Source organism: Ruminococcus sp. HUN007, from assembly GCF_000712055.1.
In the GTDB taxonomy this organism is placed as follows: domain Bacteria; phylum Bacillota; class Clostridia; order Oscillospirales; family Ruminococcaceae; genus HUN007.
In genome coordinates, this window is the sequence record NZ_JOOA01000001.1 from 361,228 (window position 1) to 382,797 (window position 21,570).

At 42.6% G+C, this 21,570-nt stretch carries 22 protein-coding genes; 10 read left to right on the forward strand and 12 right to left on the reverse strand.

Annotation, left to right across the window (positions count from 1 at the left end):
- Nucleotides 1-76 precede the first annotated feature (76 nt).
- Genes CC97_RS01575 through CC97_RS01615 form a run of 9 tightly spaced genes read left to right on the forward strand, consistent with a single transcriptional unit; the run spans nucleotide 77 to nucleotide 10,726 of the window.
- A complete protein-coding gene (locus tag CC97_RS01575) occupies nucleotides 77-1,642 on the forward strand; it encodes an AMP-binding protein (protein WP_044973426.1) in 1,566 nt (521 codons plus the stop codon).
- The gene (locus tag CC97_RS01580) at nucleotides 1,635-1,865 is read left to right on the forward strand and encodes a phosphopantetheine-binding protein (RefSeq protein WP_044973427.1); all 231 of its coding nucleotides are present in this window, start codon (nucleotides 1,635-1,637) and stop codon (nucleotides 1,863-1,865) included. The genes CC97_RS01575 and CC97_RS01580 overlap by 8 nt, the downstream gene beginning before the upstream one ends.
- The gene (locus CC97_RS01585; RefSeq protein WP_044973428.1) at nucleotides 1,862-2,953 is read left to right on the forward strand and encodes a GNAT family N-acetyltransferase; all 1,092 of its coding nucleotides are present in this window, start codon (nucleotides 1,862-1,864) and stop codon (nucleotides 2,951-2,953) included. The genes CC97_RS01580 and CC97_RS01585 overlap by 4 nt, the downstream gene beginning before the upstream one ends.
- The gene (locus CC97_RS01590; RefSeq protein WP_197021801.1) at nucleotides 2,931-3,959 is read left to right on the forward strand and encodes a GNAT family N-acetyltransferase; all 1,029 of its coding nucleotides are present in this window, start codon (nucleotides 2,931-2,933) and stop codon (nucleotides 3,957-3,959) included. The genes CC97_RS01585 and CC97_RS01590 overlap by 23 nt, the downstream gene beginning before the upstream one ends.
- Nucleotides 3,960-4,009: 50 nt before the next feature.
- A complete protein-coding gene (locus CC97_RS01595; RefSeq protein WP_044973430.1) occupies nucleotides 4,010-5,374 on the forward strand; it encodes a radical SAM protein in 1,365 nt (454 codons plus the stop codon).
- Nucleotides 5,374-6,708, forward strand: coding sequence for a radical SAM protein (locus tag CC97_RS01600; RefSeq protein ID WP_044973431.1), 1,335 nt, complete (start codon nucleotides 5,374-5,376; stop codon nucleotides 6,706-6,708). The genes CC97_RS01595 and CC97_RS01600 overlap by 1 nt, the downstream gene beginning before the upstream one ends.
- 1 nt (nucleotide 6,709) lies before the next feature.
- On the forward strand, nucleotides 6,710-8,032 hold the full coding sequence (locus CC97_RS01605) for a B12-binding domain-containing radical SAM protein (protein ID WP_044973432.1): 1,323 nt from the start codon (nucleotides 6,710-6,712) through the stop codon (nucleotides 8,030-8,032).
- A gap of 4 nt (nucleotides 8,033-8,036) precedes the next feature.
- Nucleotides 8,037-9,389 carry a B12-binding domain-containing radical SAM protein gene (locus CC97_RS01610; protein WP_044973433.1) on the forward strand — a complete coding sequence of 451 codons (1,353 nt, stop codon included), beginning with the start codon at nucleotides 8,037-8,039 and terminating at the stop codon, nucleotides 9,387-9,389.
- Nucleotides 9,390-9,406: 17 nt separating this feature from the next.
- Nucleotides 9,407-10,726: a radical SAM protein gene (locus CC97_RS01615; RefSeq protein ID WP_044973434.1), complete on the forward strand. Its 1,320-nt coding sequence runs from the start codon at nucleotides 9,407-9,409 to the stop codon at nucleotides 10,724-10,726.
- Between the two features lie 82 nt (nucleotides 10,727-10,808).
- Here CC97_RS01615 and CC97_RS01620 read toward each other — a convergent pair whose 3' ends face one another.
- The 3 genes from CC97_RS01620 to CC97_RS01630 form a co-directional block, all read right to left on the reverse strand.
- Nucleotides 10,809-12,635, reverse strand: coding sequence for a leucine-rich repeat protein (locus CC97_RS01620; protein ID WP_049962611.1), 1,827 nt, complete (start codon nucleotides 12,633-12,635; stop codon nucleotides 10,809-10,811).
- 207 nt (nucleotides 12,636-12,842) lie between these two features.
- Nucleotides 12,843-14,447 carry a hypothetical protein gene (locus tag CC97_RS01625; protein WP_044973435.1) on the reverse strand — a complete coding sequence of 535 codons (1,605 nt, stop codon included), beginning with the start codon at nucleotides 14,445-14,447 and terminating at the stop codon, nucleotides 12,843-12,845.
- 12 nt (nucleotides 14,448-14,459) lie between these two features.
- On the reverse strand, nucleotides 14,460-15,026 hold the full coding sequence (locus CC97_RS01630; protein ID WP_044973436.1) for a sigma-70 family RNA polymerase sigma factor: 567 nt from the start codon (nucleotides 15,024-15,026) through the stop codon (nucleotides 14,460-14,462).
- Between the two features lie 351 nt (nucleotides 15,027-15,377).
- Here CC97_RS01630 and CC97_RS01635 point away from each other — a divergent pair, with 351 nt between their 5' ends.
- Nucleotides 15,378-15,956, forward strand: a complete 579-nt coding sequence (locus tag CC97_RS01635; RefSeq protein WP_156036734.1) for a hypothetical protein — start codon at nucleotides 15,378-15,380, stop codon at nucleotides 15,954-15,956.
- 240 nt (nucleotides 15,957-16,196) lie between these two features.
- On the opposite strand, the gene CC97_RS01640 is transcribed toward CC97_RS01635, so the two are convergent.
- The 9 genes from CC97_RS01640 to CC97_RS01675 form a co-directional block, all read right to left on the reverse strand.
- A complete protein-coding gene (locus CC97_RS01640) occupies nucleotides 16,197-17,369 on the reverse strand; it encodes a hypothetical protein (RefSeq protein WP_044973438.1) in 1,173 nt (390 codons plus the stop codon).
- A gap of 15 nt (nucleotides 17,370-17,384) precedes the next feature.
- On the reverse strand, nucleotides 17,385-17,936 hold the full coding sequence (locus tag CC97_RS01645) for a sigma-70 family RNA polymerase sigma factor (protein WP_044973439.1): 552 nt from the start codon (nucleotides 17,934-17,936) through the stop codon (nucleotides 17,385-17,387).
- A gap of 289 nt (nucleotides 17,937-18,225) precedes the next feature.
- Nucleotides 18,226-18,633, reverse strand: a complete 408-nt coding sequence (locus CC97_RS01650) for a hypothetical protein (RefSeq protein WP_044973440.1) — start codon at nucleotides 18,631-18,633, stop codon at nucleotides 18,226-18,228.
- A complete protein-coding gene (locus CC97_RS01655; protein WP_044973441.1) occupies nucleotides 18,626-19,255 on the reverse strand; it encodes a hypothetical protein in 630 nt (209 codons plus the stop codon). Before CC97_RS01655 ends, CC97_RS01650 begins: the two co-directional genes overlap by 8 nt.
- Before the next feature lie 146 nt (nucleotides 19,256-19,401).
- Nucleotides 19,402-19,743, reverse strand: a complete 342-nt coding sequence (locus CC97_RS01660; protein ID WP_044973442.1) for a hypothetical protein — start codon at nucleotides 19,741-19,743, stop codon at nucleotides 19,402-19,404.
- Between the two features lie 18 nt (nucleotides 19,744-19,761).
- Nucleotides 19,762-20,184 (reverse strand): hypothetical protein, encoded by a 423-nt coding sequence (locus tag CC97_RS01665; protein ID WP_044973443.1) that lies wholly within the window; start codon nucleotides 20,182-20,184, stop codon nucleotides 19,762-19,764.
- Complete coding sequence (locus CC97_RS21245) at nucleotides 20,177-20,305, reverse strand: hypothetical protein (RefSeq protein ID WP_278245305.1); 129 nt, start codon at nucleotides 20,303-20,305, stop codon at nucleotides 20,177-20,179. The genes CC97_RS01665 and CC97_RS21245 overlap by 8 nt, the downstream gene beginning before the upstream one ends.
- A 37-nt stretch (nucleotides 20,306-20,342) precedes the next feature.
- The gene (locus CC97_RS01670) at nucleotides 20,343-20,915 is read right to left on the reverse strand and encodes a hypothetical protein (RefSeq protein ID WP_044973444.1); all 573 of its coding nucleotides are present in this window, start codon (nucleotides 20,913-20,915) and stop codon (nucleotides 20,343-20,345) included.
- Nucleotides 20,916-21,137: 222 nt separating this feature from the next.
- On the reverse strand, nucleotides 21,138-21,569 hold the full coding sequence (locus CC97_RS01675) for a helix-turn-helix domain-containing protein (RefSeq protein WP_044973445.1): 432 nt from the start codon (nucleotides 21,567-21,569) through the stop codon (nucleotides 21,138-21,140).
- Nucleotide 21,570: the final 1 nt, after the last annotated feature.

Consider the following 21,570-nt stretch of genomic DNA (forward strand, 5'->3'; position numbering starts at 1 on the left):
ATTTTTAATATTATTATATAATAGAATAACAGGAAAAGCAAATGATTTCTTTCACGAAACCACGGAGGATACTTTATTGGACTATCCATATCTTGATACAGTCATTTATGACAGCTTTTATGAAATGCTGAAAGGACGGTACGAAACAAGTTCTGACAATGTCGCCGTCCGCTTTATGTCAGGCAGCAGAATTACTGATATAACCTACCGGGAGCTTACCGGACACGTCGCTTCGCTGTACAGCTGGTTCCGTGAAAATGGTTATTCAGGCAAACACATAGCGATCATCTCCGAAAACCGCTATGAATACATTGTTATTTATCTTGCTGCAGTTCTTGACAATGTCATTATACCGCTCGACCGTGAACTCGACTCCGGAACACTTTTAAAATGCCTTGACGACTTTGATGCAGATCTTGTCTTCTGTACTGACAAAACAGCAGATAAAATACATGATACATCCGTAACAAAAGTAAATACCGACACTGAACTGCGTTCAGTTCTGGAAAAAGAATCTTCTGTTACGGAATTTTTTAAAAGTGCCTCAGGCACTGACAAGGACAGGTTTGCAGTGCTTGCCTCAACTTCCGGAACAGACGGAAACATAAAAGGTGTCATGCTCAGTCAGTATAACGTTATTGTAAACGTCCGCGGCACACTTGAAAACAACGTCCTGGGAAATCCGACACTGGCGTTTCTTCCGATGAACCACACATACGGATTCAACCCGTGTATGCTCGCAACTCTCTATAACGGGACAACACTCTGTCTGTGCACTCAGCTTAAGTACCTTATGCGTGACATAAAAACCTTCGACCCTTTCTTCTTCGGGGCTGTTCCTATGGTCATAGAAGGAATGTACGACGGTATTATGCGTGAGATAAAACGCCGCGGAAAGGAAAAAGCTTTTGCCCGCATGGTCGCAGTAAGCAGATTCCTTCTGAAATTTAAAATAGACTTAAGGCATATTTTCTTCGGTAACTTCATTAACAAACGGCTGCGGCTTGTCGTAAACGGCGGTGCCGCACTTAACAGCGATCTGGTTGACAAATTCGGAGATCTGGGAATTACCATACTCAACGGTTACGGACTCACCGAGTGCTCCCCTACCATCGCCGTCAGCAGAACCGGAAACAACGTAACCGGAAGTGCCGGAACTATAATGAAAAACATAGATGTAAAAATCGCAGATGACGGTGAAATACTTGTAAAAGGACCGAACGTTATGCTCGGATACTACAAAAACAAAGAAGCGACTGATGCCTGTATGCATGACGGGTATTTTGCCACAGGCGATATCGGCTATACCGAAGGCAGAGTAATTTTCGTAACGGGGCGCAAAAAAAATCTCATTATAACTGAAAACGGAAAAAATGTTCCGCCTGAATATCTTGAAGCAAAACTCGCAAAGCTGCCGTACGTTGCAGAATCACTTGTGATCCCGTCACGTTCCGGAAAAACGACAGTTCTCAAAGCCCTTATCGTCTTAAAGGAAAATGAGGACGGAAAGACGCTTTCTGAAGACATAAAACGTATAAACTCTGAGCTTCCTGATTACATGCATATAGACGAACATGAAATAATGAAAACAGGATTTGAAAAAAACAGCTCAAAAAAGATAAGGAGAAACCTGTATGTTTGATGAAATAAAAAAACTGCTCTCAAAAGAGTACGGAATAAATGATCTGTCACCGGAAATGAACTTCAAGACAGATCTCGGACTGAATTCCTTCGACCTTATGAACCTTCTGTGTATTGCCGAAGAGGAATTCGGGATCGAGATTGAAGAAGAAGAATACCGTCATCTGAATACAGTCGGAGAAATGAGTGCTCTTCTTGAAAAACTGACAGGACAGAAAAGATGACGGAAGTTATCAGAGCAGACAGCAGAGCTCTTCAGAAAAAGCTTCTTGACTTCAGGAAAAAGCTGTATTCCGGTCAGGGTATTTATGTTGACAACAACTACTATATGCTTAAGGAGATCTTCTCGGGGAAACTGAATTTCATCAAAAACATGTCCGTCTGTCCCCTCATGGTAACTGAAAACGGGAAGATAATCTGCTGCGGGATCACAGCTTATACAAAGGAGCTTCCGGAATACATACAGCTCTGTTTTTTCGAATCTCTGCCTGACAGAGCTGACGCAGCAGAAATGCTTGTCCGTGAAACTGAGAAAATCGGAAAGGAACACGGATGCAGCAAGGTCGTCATCGGTCTTTACGGCCATGTCAACTACGGACTCGGCCTTCTTGATTCCCATTTTGAAAAGAAGAATTCCTTCTCATCCCCGGGCAATCCCGCTTACTACAACGACTACTTCCGCAGTCTTGGCTGCAGCGAGACCAGACTCAGTTCATACTTCACTTCAAAGCTCGATGACCGCCTTAAACGTTTCGACCGACTCATCGCAAAACTCGAACGTTCATACGAATTCCGCTGTTTCGACAAAAGCAGGTTCACTGAATATGCAAAGATCTATACCGATCTTAACAACTCATGCTTTACGGAACACCGCTACTATTATAAACGCTGCTATGAAGATGACTGCGAAATGCTGAAAACTCTTTTCCTGTTCATGAAGGAGGATTCTCTTGTTTTCGCTTATCACAACGGCAAACCGGTCGGTTTTATCATGTGGTATCCCGACTGGAACGAACTTGCCGCCCCGGGAGAAGCATTCGGAACGAAACATTTTTTCCTTAACCTTCTTAAAGGAAAGAGCATCAGAACAGGCAAGGTAATGGAATACGGAGTACTTAAGGAATACCGGTCTTCCGGACTTCCGATGGCACTTATAAAACACGTTTACGACTCAATGAAAAAACAGGGATGCGTACAGATGGAAACTTCCTGGATACTCGATGAAAACACGGACTCAAACAGTTTCTGCAAAGCACTCTGTGATGAAACGTATAAAAAATATGTTGTATATGAAAAAGACATTGTACAATGACCTGAAAGCAAGCATAAGCGAATCACCGGAAGAAATATTCGGCATAATAGAAAAAAGCCCTGCTGTCAGAAAAGAATATCCTGATTCCCGGCTTCCGTGGCCTTTCACGCTGGAAATGCTTACTCTTCTCAGAACAGCCAATCCTCTGCCGCAGAAATATTATTTTCTGGAATGCGGTGAAAAATATGCTTTCTTCACCATGTATCTTAACCGCATGGATCTTTTCACGTTCGGAAAAGCTAAATTTTTCATGAACATCCAGACGATAGCATTTCCCTGTTCACTCAGCACAGGCGGATACATAACAAACGACATTACAATGATGCTTGAATACATAAAGAACATACGCGGATGCAAGCTGGTGCTCAATATTCCCGGGCAGGTTAAAGTCAGAGGCATGGCACACGGCGAAACTCTTCCGTCGTGTGTGCTGACAATACCGGAAAATATCAAAAGTACTGACGACTATCTTGCTTCCATGAGGAGCGCATACAGAAGGCGTATAAATCTGGCACTGAAAAGATGCAGTGATATAACTGTAAAACTGATCCATGACGGAAGCACAGATGTTCATCCGCTCTATCTTCAGACATTTGAACGTTCTGAATACAAACTCGAATGTCTTGAAAAAGAATTCTTTGACCGTGTGCAGGGCGACAGGATCCTGTTTTTACGAAACGGAAAACCGGCGGGATTCGTTCTTCTGAAAAAGAACGGCAGTGAGCTGGTATTCATGCTCTGCGGCATGGACTACCATTATGATACAGCCGATCTCTACTTCCTTATGCTCTTCAAGATCGTGGAATACGCAATACAGAACGGGTGCCGTACCGTTGATTTCGGTCAGACTTCGGAAACAACAAAGCTGAGGTTCGGCGCCCTGCTTAACAGACGCTATTTCTGCGCTCATCACACCAATATTTTTCTCAATCTTTTTGCCATGGCAGGAAAACGCATTCTCGAATACAGATACAGCTTTCCTGATCACAAGGTTTTCAGCAAATAACTTCCGCACGGTCAGTTTTTCTGAACGACGGAGAAATCAATGAGGTAATTATGAAAGTACTGCTTTTCAGGCCAAGACCGGACAAGGAAACGATCGGACTTCAGAACGTCATGATATGTGAGCCGCTTGAACTCGAATACATATCTGCAAACATTGAAGCTGCCGGACACGAATGCCGGATCATTGACATGATAATAGAAAAGAAAAGTGTCCGGTACTTCGTGGAGGAATTTCATCCTGACGTTGTGGGTATAACCGGATATATCTCGCATGTTAATATAATGAAATCGTACGCCCGCGAAGTCAAACTCTGCAACAGCCGTATCAAAACGATAATCGGCGGTGTTCACGCAGAAGTAAACCCGCAGGATTTTGAATCAGAATACGTTGACTTCATCATACGTGCAAACGGTATACGTACATTTACCGAAATACTTGACAGTCTCGAAGGAAAGACCCCGGCCGGTGATATAGACTGCATTTATCACAGGGACAAACCGGCTCCGGAAAAGGAAACTACATTCCCCTACCTCTATCCGGACAGAAACAAGGTCAGTAAATACCGCAGACATTACTACTACATGTTTCACCGCAACTGCAGTCTTATCAAGACTTCATTCGGATGTCCGTACAACTGTAAATTCTGTTTCTGCCGTCAGATCATGGACGACAAATATTTTGCACGGTCTCTTGACGATATAGTAAATGAACTGTCTCAGATAAAGGAAACCGAGATATACATCGTTGACGATGACTTTCTCGTGGGACGTGAACGTATACTTCAGTTCTGCGATATGCTCGAAAAAAACGGCATAGAGAAAAAATATCTCATCTACGGAAGAGCTGACTTTATTGCAGCCAACGAAGATGTGATCAGTCGCTTCAAGCAGGTCGGTCTGCGCGCAGTCATCGTCGGACTCGAATCATGCGACTCACGTCAGCTCGATGACTACAACAAGCGCACCAATGTTAATATAAACGAAAAAGCTGTAAGCATACTGTCAAAGTACGGTGTTGAATGCTATGGCACCTTCATTCTCGGACTGGACTGGACAAAGGAAGACTTTAATGCACTTTACCGCTGGATAAAAAAACTCGGCCTTGTGTTTGTAAATCTGCAGCCGCTGACACCTCTGCGCGGCACGGAACTCTATGAAAAATACCGTCCGCGCTTTATTGTCCGGGAAGATGAATACGAAAAATGGGATCTTGCGCATCTTGTTGTAAAACCTGATAAGATCTCCGTACGACGCTATTACTGGTACACCATGGTGCTCTACTATAAAATCACTGCAAATCCTGTAAGCGCATGGTATATGATAAAGAAGTATGGACTTCACGACACGCTCAAACTTACCTGGGGCGCAGCAAAAGTGAACACTCAGTACTGGAAAAAACTGATTGGAGGCAGATGATGAAAAAGGCAGAAAAAAAGCTTAAAGTCCTTCTTATAAGGCCGAAATATTCTTCCATAGTTGCAAATCTTGAACCGCTCGGGCTCGAATACCTCGCAGGACTTGCGAATGAACTTAACATAGAATGCCGCATTCATGATGAATTCCAGTATCCGTGGACTTTCCGCTTTGAAAGGATGTGCCGGATCATTGAGGAAGGCGGATATAATTTCATCGGATTCAATTCAAATGCAAACACAGTGGATTATATAAAACTCCGCGCGTATCAGCTCAAGCAGAGATTTCCAGGCATTTTTATCATGGTAGGCGGTCCGGAAGCAGAACTTAACTACCGTGATTTCTGTACAAAGTATACTGATCTCGTTTACCACGACAACGGACTTGCCACACTTAAAAATATCTGGACTGAAGGGCTTACCAAAGAAGTTTTTTCCCGTCAGACCGGCATATGCTACCGCGGTGACAAAGGCTGGATCGTAAAGAAAAAAGGGGCTCCGGTGAACGGATTCATCGTAAAACCTGACAGAACTGCATTCTACAAGGGACTTAAAAAGAACTTCATCTTCATGAAAGGAAAGTACGCGCTCAGCAAAGCTTCCTTCTCATGTCCGTTCCGCTGCAGCTTCTGCTACTGCACAAAAATGAACAGCGGAAAGTACACTGAACGAAACATCATGGAAGTTGTCGATGAAATTCAGGAAATCAGGCACGACAGGATCTGGTTTGTAGACGACACCTTCTTCTTCGATGCAGACCGTGTTACAGCTTTCTGCCGCGAGGTTATCAGGCGCGGAATAAAAAAGAACTTTATGGCATATTCACGTGCCGACTTCCTTGCTGAACATCCGGAGGTCCTTCCCCTCGCCTACCGGGCTGGATTCCGTGATATTCTCGTCGGTCTTGAAGCTATTACAGACGACCAGCTCACTGACTACAACAAGCAGACTACCAGAGAAGAAAACATCGCAGCCATACGCAATCTTCATAAAAACCACATTGCGTGCAACGGACTTTTCGTTATCAGCCATACTGCAACACGCAAAGATTTCAGCAATCTTCTGAAGTTTATAAAGGAGAACAATCTTCTGTGGGTAGTTTTCGGGATTTTCACTCCGTACAAAGGTACTGACGCATATGATGAGTACAGGGATCAGCTCATAAACTTCAGGTCATGGAGGCTTGACGGAACCCATATAACCATAAAACCCGAGAACATGTCATCCGTCGAATTCATGCTCCGCTACTATGCGCTCCACCTCATCACCTACCCTAAGATCATGACACGTACACTCACCGGTACCGGTTATGATACAATGAAGAAAGGCTGGTTCTGATATGGAAAGATATTTATTTGTCCGTGTCCACTATGACACCCGTGTAGCCAGTCTTGAGCCTCTCGGTCTCGAATATCTCATGGCATGTGTCAAAGCTGAAGGAAGAGAATGCTGGATACATGACGAGGGCATCGAGGGTCCGTTCGGACGTTTCCGCCGTCTTCTTGAAAAGATAGACCGTCATAAAATTACATTCGTCGGTTTTTCCGTTATTTCCAATACTGCATGGTACGTACTCGACCTTATAGCAAAGCTGCGTGCCGCCCGCCCGAAGGTAAAGATCATGGTCGGAGGTCCCGAAGTTATAATCAACTACCGTGATTTCATGAAAAAAGGTATAGACTTTCTCTCATACGACAACGGTCTTGATTCCTTCCGCAAAGCTGTACGCGGTGATTTCAGGCCTGAGGTTATGAAAAAATGCACCGGTCACGCATTTCGTCTGAACGGAAAATGGGTGGCTAATCCGAAAGGTGAACCGGTAAACAGCTATGGAATTTTCCCGGACAGAAGCCATTTCTATGACAACCAGGACAAGTTCCGCGTTCTTGCCAAGGGATGTTTTTCAGTAATGAAAACTTCTTTCTCATGTCCGCAGCAGTGTAAATTCTGCATTTCCCGTCAGTTCAACAGCTGCACATACAGGGAACGTGAGGACGGAGAGATCATTGAAGAGATAATGAGTATAAAAAACGATAAAATATTCATTATAGACGATGATTTTCTTGTAAACCGTGAACGTGTCATCCGGATATGCAGAAAGCTTCTGGAACTCGGATGCAAAAAGACGTTTATGATATTTGCAAGAGCTGACAGTATAGTTCGCTGCCGCGATATCATGCCGCTTATCTACAAAGCCGGCTTCCGTGACATGCTTGTCGGACTGGAAGCTGTCGAGGATACTACTCTCGAAAAATACAACAAGAATTCAAGCGTTCATCTCAACAGACAGGCGATCAGTATCCTGCGCAGGCACAATATGGTCTGTGTCGGACTCTTCGTTATAAACTACGATTTTTCACATAAGGATTTCATGGCGATAAACAGGTTCATACGCGATGAAAAACTTATCTGGGTGCTGTTCAGCATTCTCATTCCTTTCAAAGGAACTGCAATGTACGAGGAAAACAAGGACAGACTGTACAAGTACAAATACAAACGCACCGGCGGAACGAGCATTTTAATAAAGCCTTCAAAACTGCCGATGCTCCTTTTCAAAATGGAATTTGATTTTCTCTACTACGTAAACTATCCGCGTATCTACTGGGCCGGTATCACTGACCTGTTCAACAGGAAATACCGCAACGGCTCTGAAGAAAAATAGTGCCATGAAAATACTTCTTATCAAACCTGAGACTGTCGGGATTTTCAGTTTCACCAATCTGGTTGATCACGAACCTCTTGAAATGGAATATCTCTTCACCGCTTTCAGAAACAGCGGTCATGAAGCTGTTATCTGGGACAGACGATACGACATCACATCGCTCAGAAAGAAACTGAAAATAGAGAGACCCGATGTTGTATGCATAACCGGATACATCACCCAGCAGAAACTCATGATACGTTTCTGCAGTGAAATAAAGAAATACGACCCGCATATTAAAGTGATACTCGGCGGCTCCAATGTGGAAATCAATTACGAAAACTACTTCGGATCGGAAGCCGATTATCTATATCATCTCAGCGGACTTGACAATCTTGTAAAGCTTTTAAATTGCATTGAGGAAAAAGGCTCACCGGATGATATTCCCGGAATATGTTTCCGAAAGGCCGGCTCATGGACAGTAAATCCCAAAGTGAAGGAGAGCCCTGAATCCCTTCCCGTTCCGGACAGAAGCTTTTTCTACAGCAACCGGAAACATTTCCGTTACCTCTGCTTCAGACCTCTTGCACTTGTCAAGAACTCCTTCAGCTGCCCGATGAAATGCAGTTTCTGTTTCTGTACCAATCGTAACGGCGGACACTACGCATGCAGAAGCGCCGAAAGCCTTGTAAACGAAATCGCATCACTTGACGTCCCGAACGTACACATTACCGATGACAACTTTCTCGTAAGCCGTGAATACCTCACGGAATTTATCCGTCTCATAAAGGAAAAAAATATTCATAAAAAATATCTCATCTACGGCAGAGCAGACTTTATAGCAAAGAACGCTGACATCATGAAGGAACTTGCCGGTATCGGTCTTGCTCTTGTCATGGTAGGCCTTGAATCAGCTGATGACGGAGAACTCGAATCCTACAACAAGCACACAACTGCAGATGAAAACCTTGAATGCATACGTATACTCAGTGAAAACAATATCCTTTGTGCGGGACTTTTCATCGTTCATCAGGGTATGAAAAAAGCAGATTTCGACCGGCTTTATAAATGGATAGCCGAGAAGGATATTATTCCGACTGTTTCAGTATTCACTCCGATGCAGGGATCAGCTGTCTACAAACAATACGAAGGAAAACTCATTACAGACGACGTCACAAAACAGGATCTGTTCCACTGCCTTCTGAAACCCGAACACATGAGTACTGCGGCTTTCACATTCCAGTACTACAGGCTGTCACTGAAGCTTGCGTGGAAGAACAGAAACTCACCGCTTTACAGTGAAAATAATTATTTTCAAAGCACACTGTTTATTTTAAAGGTACTTCTGATCAGGCTGAAACGCCTGTTCAGTTTCTGATAAAACAAGGGGGAAAAATGAAAAAGAAAATATTGCTCATACAGCCTACACCATACGATCAGTACGGCAACCTTGTAAAAAAGAAAAGGCTCTACTTTGTCGGTCTGGCCCTCCCTCTTCTTGCCGCACTCACTCCTGATGATTTTGAAGTGGAACTGTGCTATGAAACCATCGAAAATGTTCCGTTCGACACCGATGCTGAACTCATCGGCATCAGCAGCATGGGTCATGCCGTTATGAGAACGATCGACATCGCAAAAAAATTCCGTGAACTCGGAAAGACCGTCATCCTCGGCGGATATATGGTATCCCTCATGCCGGAGGAAGCTCAGAAATACTGTGATGCGGTTATGATAGGTGATGCCGAGGAAACCTGGGGCGAAATGATAAATGATTATCTGAACGGTACGCTGAAAAAAACATACCGGAAGAAACTCACCGAACTGGTAACGCCTCTTCCGCGGTATGAACTCCTGTTAAACAAAAAAATAGGAAACTTTCTCCCCGTTCAGGCCGGAAGAGGCTGCCCGAAGACATGCAGTTTCTGCTCCATCTACTGTCTCTACCACGGTCAGTATCTCAAAAGAAGCATTCCTGACGTGATCAGGGATATAAAACGGGTAAAGGAACTTGGTTTCAGACAGTTTCTCCTTCTCGATGACAACCTCTTTTCAAACCGCGACTACGCGCTGGAGCTCTGTAATGAAATAAGGAAACTGAAAATGAAATGGATGACGCAGTGTTCCATCGACATCGCTGAAGACGAAGAACTGCTTAATGCTGTTCATGACAGCGGATGCTACGTACTGAGTTTCGGACTTGAAAGCATAAGCCGTGAAAGTCTTGTCGGCATGCAGAAAGCATGGGCACATCCGGACAGATACAGCCGCCAGCTTGAAACAATACGAAAGCACGGCATTGACATTTCAACGGAAATGGTGGTAGGTGCGGAAGGCGACACACTCGAATCGATAAAAGCAACTGCCGGATTTGTTGAACGGAACCATATAACCGTTCCGCGCTTCTACATTTTAACGCCGATTCCGGGAACGCAGTATTACGATGAAATGAAAAAGCAGGACCGCATATATAACACTGATATGTACTCGTACAATTCATGTGAAGCGGTACACTACCCGAAAAACATGACCCCGGAACAGCTTACAAAAGCCTACTGGGATCTGTACAACGAAGTCTACTCCTACAGGTGCATACTGAAGCGGACGATATTTACAAGAAATTTCCTCATCCGTCCGTTTACATCCATGTTCTATTTCGGAGTGAATGTTTTCTACCGTAATCACATCAAACACGGGATCGTTCCGAATATTATTTAACACACAAAAGGCACCCTCCGGGTGCCTTTATAATCTGTATACTAATGAATCTATTTGATACAAACGAATATACCAGACTGGATCAAAACTTCTCTATCTTCTTTGCAATAAATTGTCTGAGTCCTGCAAGGTCTGCAAGATCTACGTTTCCGTTGCTGTCAACGTCGGCTGCCTTACGCGCTGCTGCTGTTAATTCGTTCTTGTCAAGAAGATGGACAGAAAGAATTGAAAGGTCTGTTACATCGATTTTTCCGTCGCTGTTCAGGTCGCCGGGGATGGGGTTGCTGAGAGCAACAAATCCGCGCCCGTTGTTCTTCGCATAATCCTGGGTGGTACTGCCCTCGTATCCGTGAAAAACTCCAATGAAAAAATCGCCCTGGGAAGCGAACGTATTTTTTCCCTCAGCTATTTGGCACTCCGGGTTCAGGATCGTAACGGAGGACAGTTTCTGACACTTCTCGAAAGCACCTTCCTGGATCATTATCACACTTTCCGGAATCGTCACTGATTTCAGACTCGTGCAGCCTGAAAAAGCACCCTTGCAAATACCTATCAATGTGTCCGGTAAGTTCACGGAAGCCAGACTTGTACAGTCTTCAAAAACAAAGTCACTGATGGCGGTTTCGCCTTTCGGAATATTCACTGTCTGCAGACTAGTGCAGTGCGCAAACGCACCTTTATCGATCGCTGACACAGAATCCGGAATGAACACAGAGGTCAGATTTCCGCATTCACAGAAAGCAAATTCCTCGATTCTCCACACACTATCCGGAATTTTAACAGATGTCACACCCATACAGCCATAGAAAGAATACTGGTTAATATGCGTCACAGTTGACGGAACAGTAAATGCGCCTTTTTTGCCTCCAGGATAGAATTCCAGTTCTTTTTTATCTTTTGTATAGACAACACCGTCAATGCTGGTATATTCCGCATTCTTTGCAGAAACATTAATTGCTGTAAGACCAGGACATTGAGCAAACGCCCAGTTTCCGATCAAATACACGTTAGCTGGAATGTTCACAGATGTCAGGCTGGAACATTTTTTGAAAGCCGAACCTCCTATCCATTTTACACTATCCGGAATTTTTATAGATTTCAGGTTCGTACATTCCGTGAATGCGCGGTCCGCTATGAATTCTAAATTGTCCGGAAGCGTCACGGATTTTAGATTTGAGCAGCAACCGAAACACTGAGTTTCAATCCCTTTTACACTGTTCGGTATGCTCACAGAAGTCAGGGATTTACAAGAATCGAAAGCAAATTCTCCAATGCTTGTCACACCCTCGGGGATTGTCAGCGAAGTCAGACCAATACAGCCACAGAAAGCCCATTCTCCAATGCTTGTCACACCCTCAGGGATCGTCAGCGAAGTCAGACCACCACAGCCAGAGAAAGTCCATTCTCCAATGCTTGTCACACCCTCAGGGATCGTCAGCGAAGTCAGACCACCACAGCCACGGAAAGCCTCGTTATTGATGACAGTCACTTTGGAGGGAATCTTGAAATTGGTCATTTTGCAGCAGTCAGCAAATGCACGATATCCGATACTCATAACACTGTCCGGAAGTGTCACAGTTACTGCATCCTGGCAGCTTTCAAATGCACTGTCCCCGATATGAGTCACCTTACCCTGAACGATAATCTTCTTAATGTACGGATAATAGTCACCTAAAAAGGGAGTCGGGTTATCTTTGTCATAGTCATACATTTTTCCTGATCCGCTGATGGTCAGTGTCCCGTTTGTGTCGAGTACCCATGTTATATTATCTCCGCAGGTTCCTGACTTTTCTGTGACACGCACCCAACCCTCTCGCGTGTCAAGTGCATATGCGGTGATCGCCGCAGGTCCGCACAGGAATGCCGTGAACATACATAGTCCCGTCAGGACTGAGATTATTCTTTTCATTTTTCTTTCCTCATTTCGTACTTTTCTTTACAACTGTATTCCAAAGTTATTATTCATCTATGAAATCATAACATTTATTATTATGTAAGTCAAGGATGAATATTGTTATTCTTGACTTTGTTGAATGTATAAAAAAATACCGGTCACCTTGCATGACCGGTACTATAACACATTTAATTATGTAAACTCTGATTCACTCGCAGATCCTTAACGTGGAGTCAGACGAAATGCGTATGTAAGCGGATATTCGCCGGGACGATCAATGAGTCCGGCCGGAAGATAAATAAGTCCCAGAAAATGTGTATCATCAACAGGTATGATCTCAATATTCCTTATAGATCCTTCGTAATACTTTGTCTTAAGGCAGTCAATTATTGTGCTGTTATTAACGAAATCAGAATCAAAGTCGAAAATCACTTCCTGTTCGCCGTTGTCACGTATGCCTATAAATTCGCTGCCTGTGCTGACGAAGAGCCGGTACTGACCGCAGCCTTTCACGACTCTGAACTCAGGTCCCGTGATACTGTAGCTTTTTAACTGCCAGCCGTCAGCGGTAGAATAGAGTGTCTGTCCGAGGCTGCCGGATGCAATGTCAAATTCAAAGACAGAAGCATTATAAATATAGGCGCAGTCAGGAACAAGGTTCACATTTTCCCGAAGCATCAAAAGCTTGTCATCACGGTCAAAGCAAAAGTATTTATCGATATTTTTCTCACTGCCAGTTTCTAAAACAACAGAGACCTCTGCTGTTTCTTTACTGATCCTGAAAACCTGGTTATCAGAATGCGTCATCAGATACAGCATTTCCCCCATACTTACAAAACTTTCAGCATAGGAATATCTAAGGCTGGTGTTCTGAAGGCCGTCCAAAGGCAGACTGGAAATAAGAGTTCCGTCTCCGGCATAGTGACAGAGAAGATAGTGATCCTCTCTGCTGTTATCCCAGATCTCATACTCGTCATAATTAAGATATGATCGTCCGCCTTCAGGTTCAGGTCCGTCGTGACTTTCCCTGTTGACAATCGCCCAGACACCGTCATTATCAAATGCATAGCATTGATAACGAAGAACATCGTAATCTCCGTGATCAGGCGGCGTAAGTACAAATGCTTCTGATGTCTGCATATCTTCGCTGATGTGCAGATATGCCAGCTGATGATTCTGATTATAGCCAATGCAGCCGAATCCGTCTGCGGTACGTCCTGCTTTTATATAGTTATAAAAATCACCAGGCAGATTTATCCGGTCACAGCGAATACCTTCCGGCTGAGGCGCTGAAGAAGTTTCAGGAGTTTCAGGAGCCGCAGGCGCTGCAGAAGTTTCAGCTGTGCTTGTTGTTACAGAAGATTCAGAAGCAGTTCCTGTCGCAAACGACGAACCGATAACGGTTTCCTTTACTATTACCGGGCTTACAGAAGTCTGTTTTGTCACTGATGACTGACTTGCTGCAGGTTCTGTTACTGAAGTCTGGCTTGATGCAGGTTCTGATTCTGTTACCGTGCTTACAACCGGATTCGTATCATTAAGTTTCTGGTGCAGATAGTTTCCTCCGCCTATGCTGCCGGCAATAACAGCAACTGCGGCTGCCATGCCTGCGAATATGATCCATCCCAGACGATTCTTTTTTTCTACAACGGGAACACTGCAGCTGGTATCAGCCTCATCTTTATTTGTTACATTCATTTTGTTCTCTATCATATTAAACATTCTTTCTCTGGCCGAATCTGACAGGGACGGGTACTCTTTCGCAATTCTGTCTGCCGTTTCAGGATCAATGTCGAATTCATCGAACTTTTCATCTTTCATATTCATACTTATCCCTCCTTAGTAATTTATGCCGGCTTCAGAAAGCATCTTTTTAAGCTTTTCTCTTGCTCTGATACTTCGTTTCTGTACTGCAGCCGCAGTCATTGAGAGCACTCTTCCTATTTCAGATACCGTCATATTGTAGTAGTACTGTTTTACAATAATCGACGTGTCAGGTTCGCCTAATTCTTTTATCTTATTAAATATGATGGAATTACGCTCTGACATCTCGACAGATTCGGCTACGTTCTCTCCGGACGATAATTCGATAATGCCTTCATCGTCAGAAGATATCGTTTTATTTGCTTTTGCACTGAGCTTTCTGTACATATCTATCGATCTGCATCTGGCTATCACTCCGATAAATCCTTTCAGATCACCTTCGCGTTCACCAAGATCATCTTTCTTTCTGAACACCTCTGTAAAAACGTCACTCACACATTCTTCTATATCTTCCGTAGTTCCACAGTTTCTGAGTTTAGTCGCTGCTATGATATACACATAATTGCAGTATTCATCAAAAACTGCTTTCATGCACTCTTCCGGAGATTTTTTCATGTGTTCAACGAACTCCTGATCTGTCATACGCATTCCTCCTCCATATTCAGTTTCAGCGATCGCTTTCATTATATATACTCGTACATACAATTCAAATAAGGACAAGATTCCGAAAAAAATTTAAAATCAGTCTCTCTTAAACTGAAAACCGCCTGCGAACTGACCGCAGACGGCTTAACGGTATTCAGGGTTTCTGCTTATAACTAAGCAGAAAATAACACACAAACCATTGACGTAAAATAATATTTATTGTATAATTTTTCTATAAGGATAATACTCCAGAACAATCGAAAGATCATGACACAAAACTACAGAGACTGTGAGAAAGGGATAAATAATATGTTTCAATGTCCAATATGCAACAAGCAGCTAGAAGATATGGATGTTCCAGAATTTTATTGTAAATACTGCGGAAATAAAATAGTAAGAGATGTTTTACCGCCAAATGCCCGAAACCGGGGAATCATTAGTTTAAGCAAGGATCCTGCACAAAATATACCGCAAGTTGTTCAGGCATCAAATAACGCAATCAGCACTTCATCTTCTCAGTCTGACACTATTGTTCCGTATATTAATCAAACTAACACCATAAAGAACAGTATTTCTTTACCTGGTTTTTTAACAGTGAGTACAAGTTTCATAATATTAGGAACCTTAATAGATCATTTAAATGGAGTCGTAAGTCCGGCACTCATTTCTTTGGGAGCAATAGGTTTGTTTTCAAGCATTTTTATAGCTATGAAACATGCATCTGATAAAGAAGAACTAAAATTACAGATGACTGTTGATCAAATACTGATCGACATCAAAAATCATGATTACCTGTCCGCCAAGCTTAAGGCTGATACTCTCCATTATAGTGGCAGCTGGTCATTCAAAATCGCCAGGAAATGGAACAAAACAAGAGAATTAATAATGAACCACATTAGTGAATCAGAGCAAAAAAACAATGATTAATGACAATCGCCGCATCTCAGTTTGAACGTTAATTCAAAGAGAAGCGGCGTTTTCTCATATGTTATCTTCACGCCAATACTTTTTTCCAGATTATATATCTTATCATACAGGCAATGCCGACTATTGTCAAGGTCTGTTTATAAGTCTGTTAAAAAAGTCCTGAATACAGCAAAACCAGCATATCTTACCCACGTAAATACGCGGTTTCAGATATGCCGGTTTCTTTGTACATACTATGGTTTAATTGAGGAAATCAAGGTCGGATTCATCTACAGGTTCAAACGGCGGAAGTCCTTTGCCTTCTTCGTCAAATACGCACTTGAAACAGTTATCAAGTGCAGACTGTCTGAATTCATCCTTTGAAACCGGAGACTCTGCATTTTCTCCGTAGCCTATATCGGTTATTTTGAATATGTAGCGTCCGTTATCGTAATCTGTATGTTTAATGTCGCTCTTCATCCATACACCTGTTTCGGTATCGATGGTAACAGTATATTCACAGGTGACGAGATCGTTTTGTTCTCCAAGCTCCGGATGATATTCAATGTTTACAGGGATTACTGATACTCCGCTTATTACCGCACATTTTCTGCCGAGGTATTCTTCTGTACCGGTAATTTCCCAGTTATCAAAGTTTTCAAACAGCCTTTTTCCGAGCTCTGTTCTGATGCTGAATTCATAATCCAGTGAATCGGTATCTTTGACGGATAACATTTTTCTTTTGTTGAATATATCACCATCATCGAAAATATCATGTGCACCGATTCCTGCGTCTTTTCCATTACATATATATGTTATCCCGTCATCCTTACTTATGACGCTTCCGTCAGCTCTGAAATAAGTACTGCTGTCTGTTCCCGACGCCACTTTCTGAGTACTGTCAATATTTATTTTTCCGATGTTTTCATCGTAACAGCCGGTTTCATATTCCGTTCTCATATTATAAGAATATGACAGCCTGTCAAAATTCTCCGGACTGCAGTCTGCGATCTTTGAGAACAACTGTTCCTTCGTCACTTCAACCTGAGCATCTTCCTGTACGGCATCCGTTTCACCTGCTGCACCGTCAGATTCAGTTACGGAAGCATTCATATCTTCTGGTATTTCAGCAAGCGGCACTGTACCGATGTTGTTTTTAAGTGCGGTCATTCCTCCGCCGATCACTCCGCATACAAGACAAATACTCAGCACAGCAGCCGGAACCATCTTCCACAGACTACGGCGCGTATATTTTTCTGCATCTCTTACTTCACATGCAACCATATTATCGTCACTGTCCATGCGTTCAATTACTTTTTTGTACATTTCATCCTTATGATTCTGTTCTGCCTGAGGATATTCTGAAGTCAGTCTTTCAAGAGTCATTTCATCAGCATTTCTTAACATATTAATTATTCTCCTTTTGTCTTTCATACTTATGCACTCCTATCAACAAAAATCTGCGAGAATATTTTTAAGTTTTTTCATTGCACGGCTTGTTCTTGCACGTACCGCAATCGGTGAAAGCCCCACTATCTTTCCAATCTCTGACGACTTTCTGTCGTAGAAGTATTTCTGTATTATGATTATGGAGTCCGGTTCGCCGAGCGCCTTTACCGCATTTATCAGTGCCTCGGAAACATTCCTGTTTTCAGCCGTATGCTCTACATTCGTGCCGGAAACGATCTCACCGAAATCATCACTGTCAATGGATACAGTATTAAAGGATTTTCTGTTTGATTTTCTCATCATATTTATTGAATTCCTTTTGGCAACCGTTCCTATGTAAGCTTTCAGCGAGCCACCGTTTTCAGGATCGTAGTTCAGCATAACATCTGCAAATGTATCGATGACACATTCTTCTATATCACTCATGGATACAGTTCCGCGAAGAATGCGTAATGTGACAGCATAAACATAATTGTAATACTGATCAAATACAGCACGATGGCCTTCATCAGGTGAATGCTTCAGCATGTCATTAAGTTCGCTTTCGGTCATACCTTACTCCTGTCATAATTTTTTCTGAGACTGTACAGTGTGATGTATGTCACACCGACATTCGTAAAACAGATCTGCTTTCATTATATACATACAATCCATGTGCTGATAGTGTGACACGATTTTCAAAATATTTTTTCATCATACCCTCTGAACGCACAATTCTGAAAGATACGCAAAGGCAATGGCCGCCTCACCAGGCGGCCATTGTTATTATATTTTTTCATCACGAGTGATGAAAAACACCTTTTATAATTGCTGCGCAGCAGCAACCTTTTCACCTGCCGTACTAATAAGTTGACAGCATTTCGTCTATCTCGTCGGCAGTGAAGCGGTATTTATCCATCTGGTTCTTTATCTCTTCCATTTTGTCACGGCATGCTTCTGCCCTCTTTTCGTCGCCTTTTTCTTCATAAACGCCGAGCATGAATGCCTGCTTTGCGTATTCTGCGGTAAGCTTGCTTTCTTCAAAACCTTCGGGTACCTCTAAAAACTGTGCGTCATATATAAAATAGGTGTCTTCAACCTCACCGTATGCGCGGTGACTTACCTCATAATCAAACATCCTCATGACGTTTTTCTCTTCTTTATTTGCATTTTTAACGATCTCATCCTTTATCATAAAGATCATAAAAATAACGCCCAGAGCAGCAGCTGCTATTAATATGTTGAAGACCATCTTCAGCATTTTATTCATCTTCAGATACCTCCCCAAGTATTATATCTTCCATGACCACGGCTTTTTTTGTCTCCGAATATCCAAGAAATTCATCCACTTCTTTATCTGTCATTTTCAGATATCTTTTAAGCATTGTACGAATGTCTGTGTTCATATCTTTAATGTATGCCGCTGATTCTTCGTTTTTTTCGTGTTCAGAATTGTATGCATATACATCCATAAAAGAGTCAATGGATGTGCAGAGGTGAGAAATGTCCAGTTCAGATGAATCCCAGTAATCAGGATCGTCAGAACGTAAAAGAACCTTCTCCCAGTATTTAACGCAGTCATAGTAGTTTTCAGCTACATAATCCAGCCTCTTATATTCAATATAAGGCTCTGAATCGAATGGAATGCTGTGATATCGTACAAAGGCTTCAAATGAAATATAATCTCCTTCTTCAAGATAACCTTTCATCTGTGCGCTGTATTTCTTACTATTCCGCAGGGAATCTCTTCTTCTGTCTTCATCTGTTTCTCCTTCGCCTGCAGCACTGATAAGCCCCCCGACAAAAGCAAGTATTACTATAATAACAACAAGTATCGCAAAAATACCGCCCCTTTTACCTAAACCCTCTGTCTTTTCAGCTGATTTAAGCACATCTTTCTGAGTTCCTTTAAAGCGCTTGTCAAATTTTTTTTATGTTTTCATTATGCTTCTTCGCAAGAGGATTGGTATGTCCGCAGACGGGACATTTTAAGACCTCTATTCCAATCGTCTTTCCGCAGTTAGGACATTTCATTTATCTACTCTCCCCTGATCAGATCCTGTTTTCTGCTGTTTAAATCGTCTGTATCATGCCTGCTGCCCGATTTCGGAATGATCATAGCTGCAATACTCAAAAGGGCAGCTATAAGGATCACAATGAGTGAGGCGGCAAGGATCTTCTTAAAAGTTTTCCCTATGTCACGGTCCGCATCTTTCGTATGCTTTGCCAGATCATTCCTTACATTCTCAAGCTTACCCATATATTCTTCTTCAGCCGCAGGCTCATACGCTGTGCCGCAGTACGGACATCTTACAAGAGAAGCGTCGTATTCGGCACCACAGGACTCACAGTTTACAATTTTACCATTCATCTCTTCCAATGTATTTCCTCCCGCGTCTTACCTTGAAGCTGCTTTTTCAACTGTATTATCTATTTTTTCAAATACATTTTCATATTCAGGCAGCAGATTCTTTATCTCTTCGCACTGTTTCCTGTAATCCTCTGCCGTTGAACCTCTTCCGCTTTCTGCATAGATCTTTTCCCAGAACATAAGATCTGCATAAGAACCGACCATATAGAATTCCTTCAAGGGCTCATCTATTTGTTCCCAAAGCCGCGATCTTCCGGACATCTTGGCGGCTGCTCCATAGTCTTCCCTTTCGATGTATTTCAGGATATAATCACTCGTGCCTTTTTTCTGAAAGATCTCTGATTTCGATAAATTTGACACAGTCGTTACAAGCAGTGAAACAAAAGCTATCCCCAGTATGATATCAGCAATAAGCACAGCATATTCAGCTGCTATTCTTAACTTATTCACCTAAGATGACCTCCTCAATAAATAATTTCTGTTCATTTTCAGATAAAGCAAGATAATCTTCAAGACCTTTATCATCAAGTCCGAAGTAAACCTTCACAGCGGCATTCATTTGATTTTTCATATCCTCCGCATATTCTCTGTACTTATATCCTTCAAGATCATCTTCCGCATAACCATAACTGGAATAGAAAAAAACTGATATTATTTCCGCAGCTTTTTATATCTGACTCCTTGTCCCACGTATATCCTTCACCGTACATAACAAGTTGTTCAATACTGCTCATAGCATATATGTACTCACTTGACAGTTGCTTAAGGAGCTTATATTCTTCATATTCCGGATCGGTCTCATAAATATTATGACGCTCGAAAAAATTATAAAAAGCGACATAATTCCCGGCTTCCAGATAGCCATTAAGGATACCCTTAAATTCATCTGCTTTTCTGAGAGTCTCTGAATGGGCAATATCTCTGTCCATAAACTCAGTTTTTTCTGCCGCGAACGTCATACCAATCACACCTATGACAAGAAATACCAGAATAATACTTGCGGTTATCAAAGGTTTGTTACTGTTATATTTTCTTTCAGCTTCCTCTACGGTTTCTCTGCTCTTTTTCTTATAAGACTTATACTTCGCCCTGTGGCCTGCGCTTTCAATATTTTTACTTCCGCAGTAAGGGCAGACTTCGTCCATCAGCCCTACCTCAGCGCCGCAGTTCATACATTTCATTTGTTATTACCCGCTTTCTTTTTTCTTATGCAGATGTACCAGTCCGGTTCTCTTCTGTACAGCCTCATCGGTTCTCGACAGATAAGCGTTCAGATTTTCTTATATCCGTATTGTCCGATACCCTATTGATTATACCATAATATCAATTTGAGTACAACAGTGAAAAAAAACGGGTGACTCAGTAAGAGACACCCGTTAATATTCACTATTATGTTCAGATGATCAGTGTTCTTTCGATAACTCCTTCATAAACTCCTGCATTTTGTTTTCAAAAAATTCCGCAGGAAAAAGAGCTATTCCTACCTCGTCTGTAGCAACGATAAGACGGTCGCCGCCTTTCAGACCGAATTTGTCGCGTGCCGGCTTTGGGATAACGATCTGACCACGGTCTCCTAATGTGACGGTGCCCCACAGATTCTTTCCCCGCGGTGCCGGCGGTAATGTACCGATACCATTTAACGACTCGGTCTTCATCAGACCGTCTATTGTAACACCGTAAACCTCAGCAAGCTGTGACGCCTTTTCAATATCCGGCACAGTCGCTCCGCTTTCCCATTTGGCATAGGCCTGACGGGAAATACCTATCTTTTCTGCGATCTGTTCCTGTGAGTATCCGTTCATTTTTCTGAGCATGATCAGATTATCCTTTAGCATT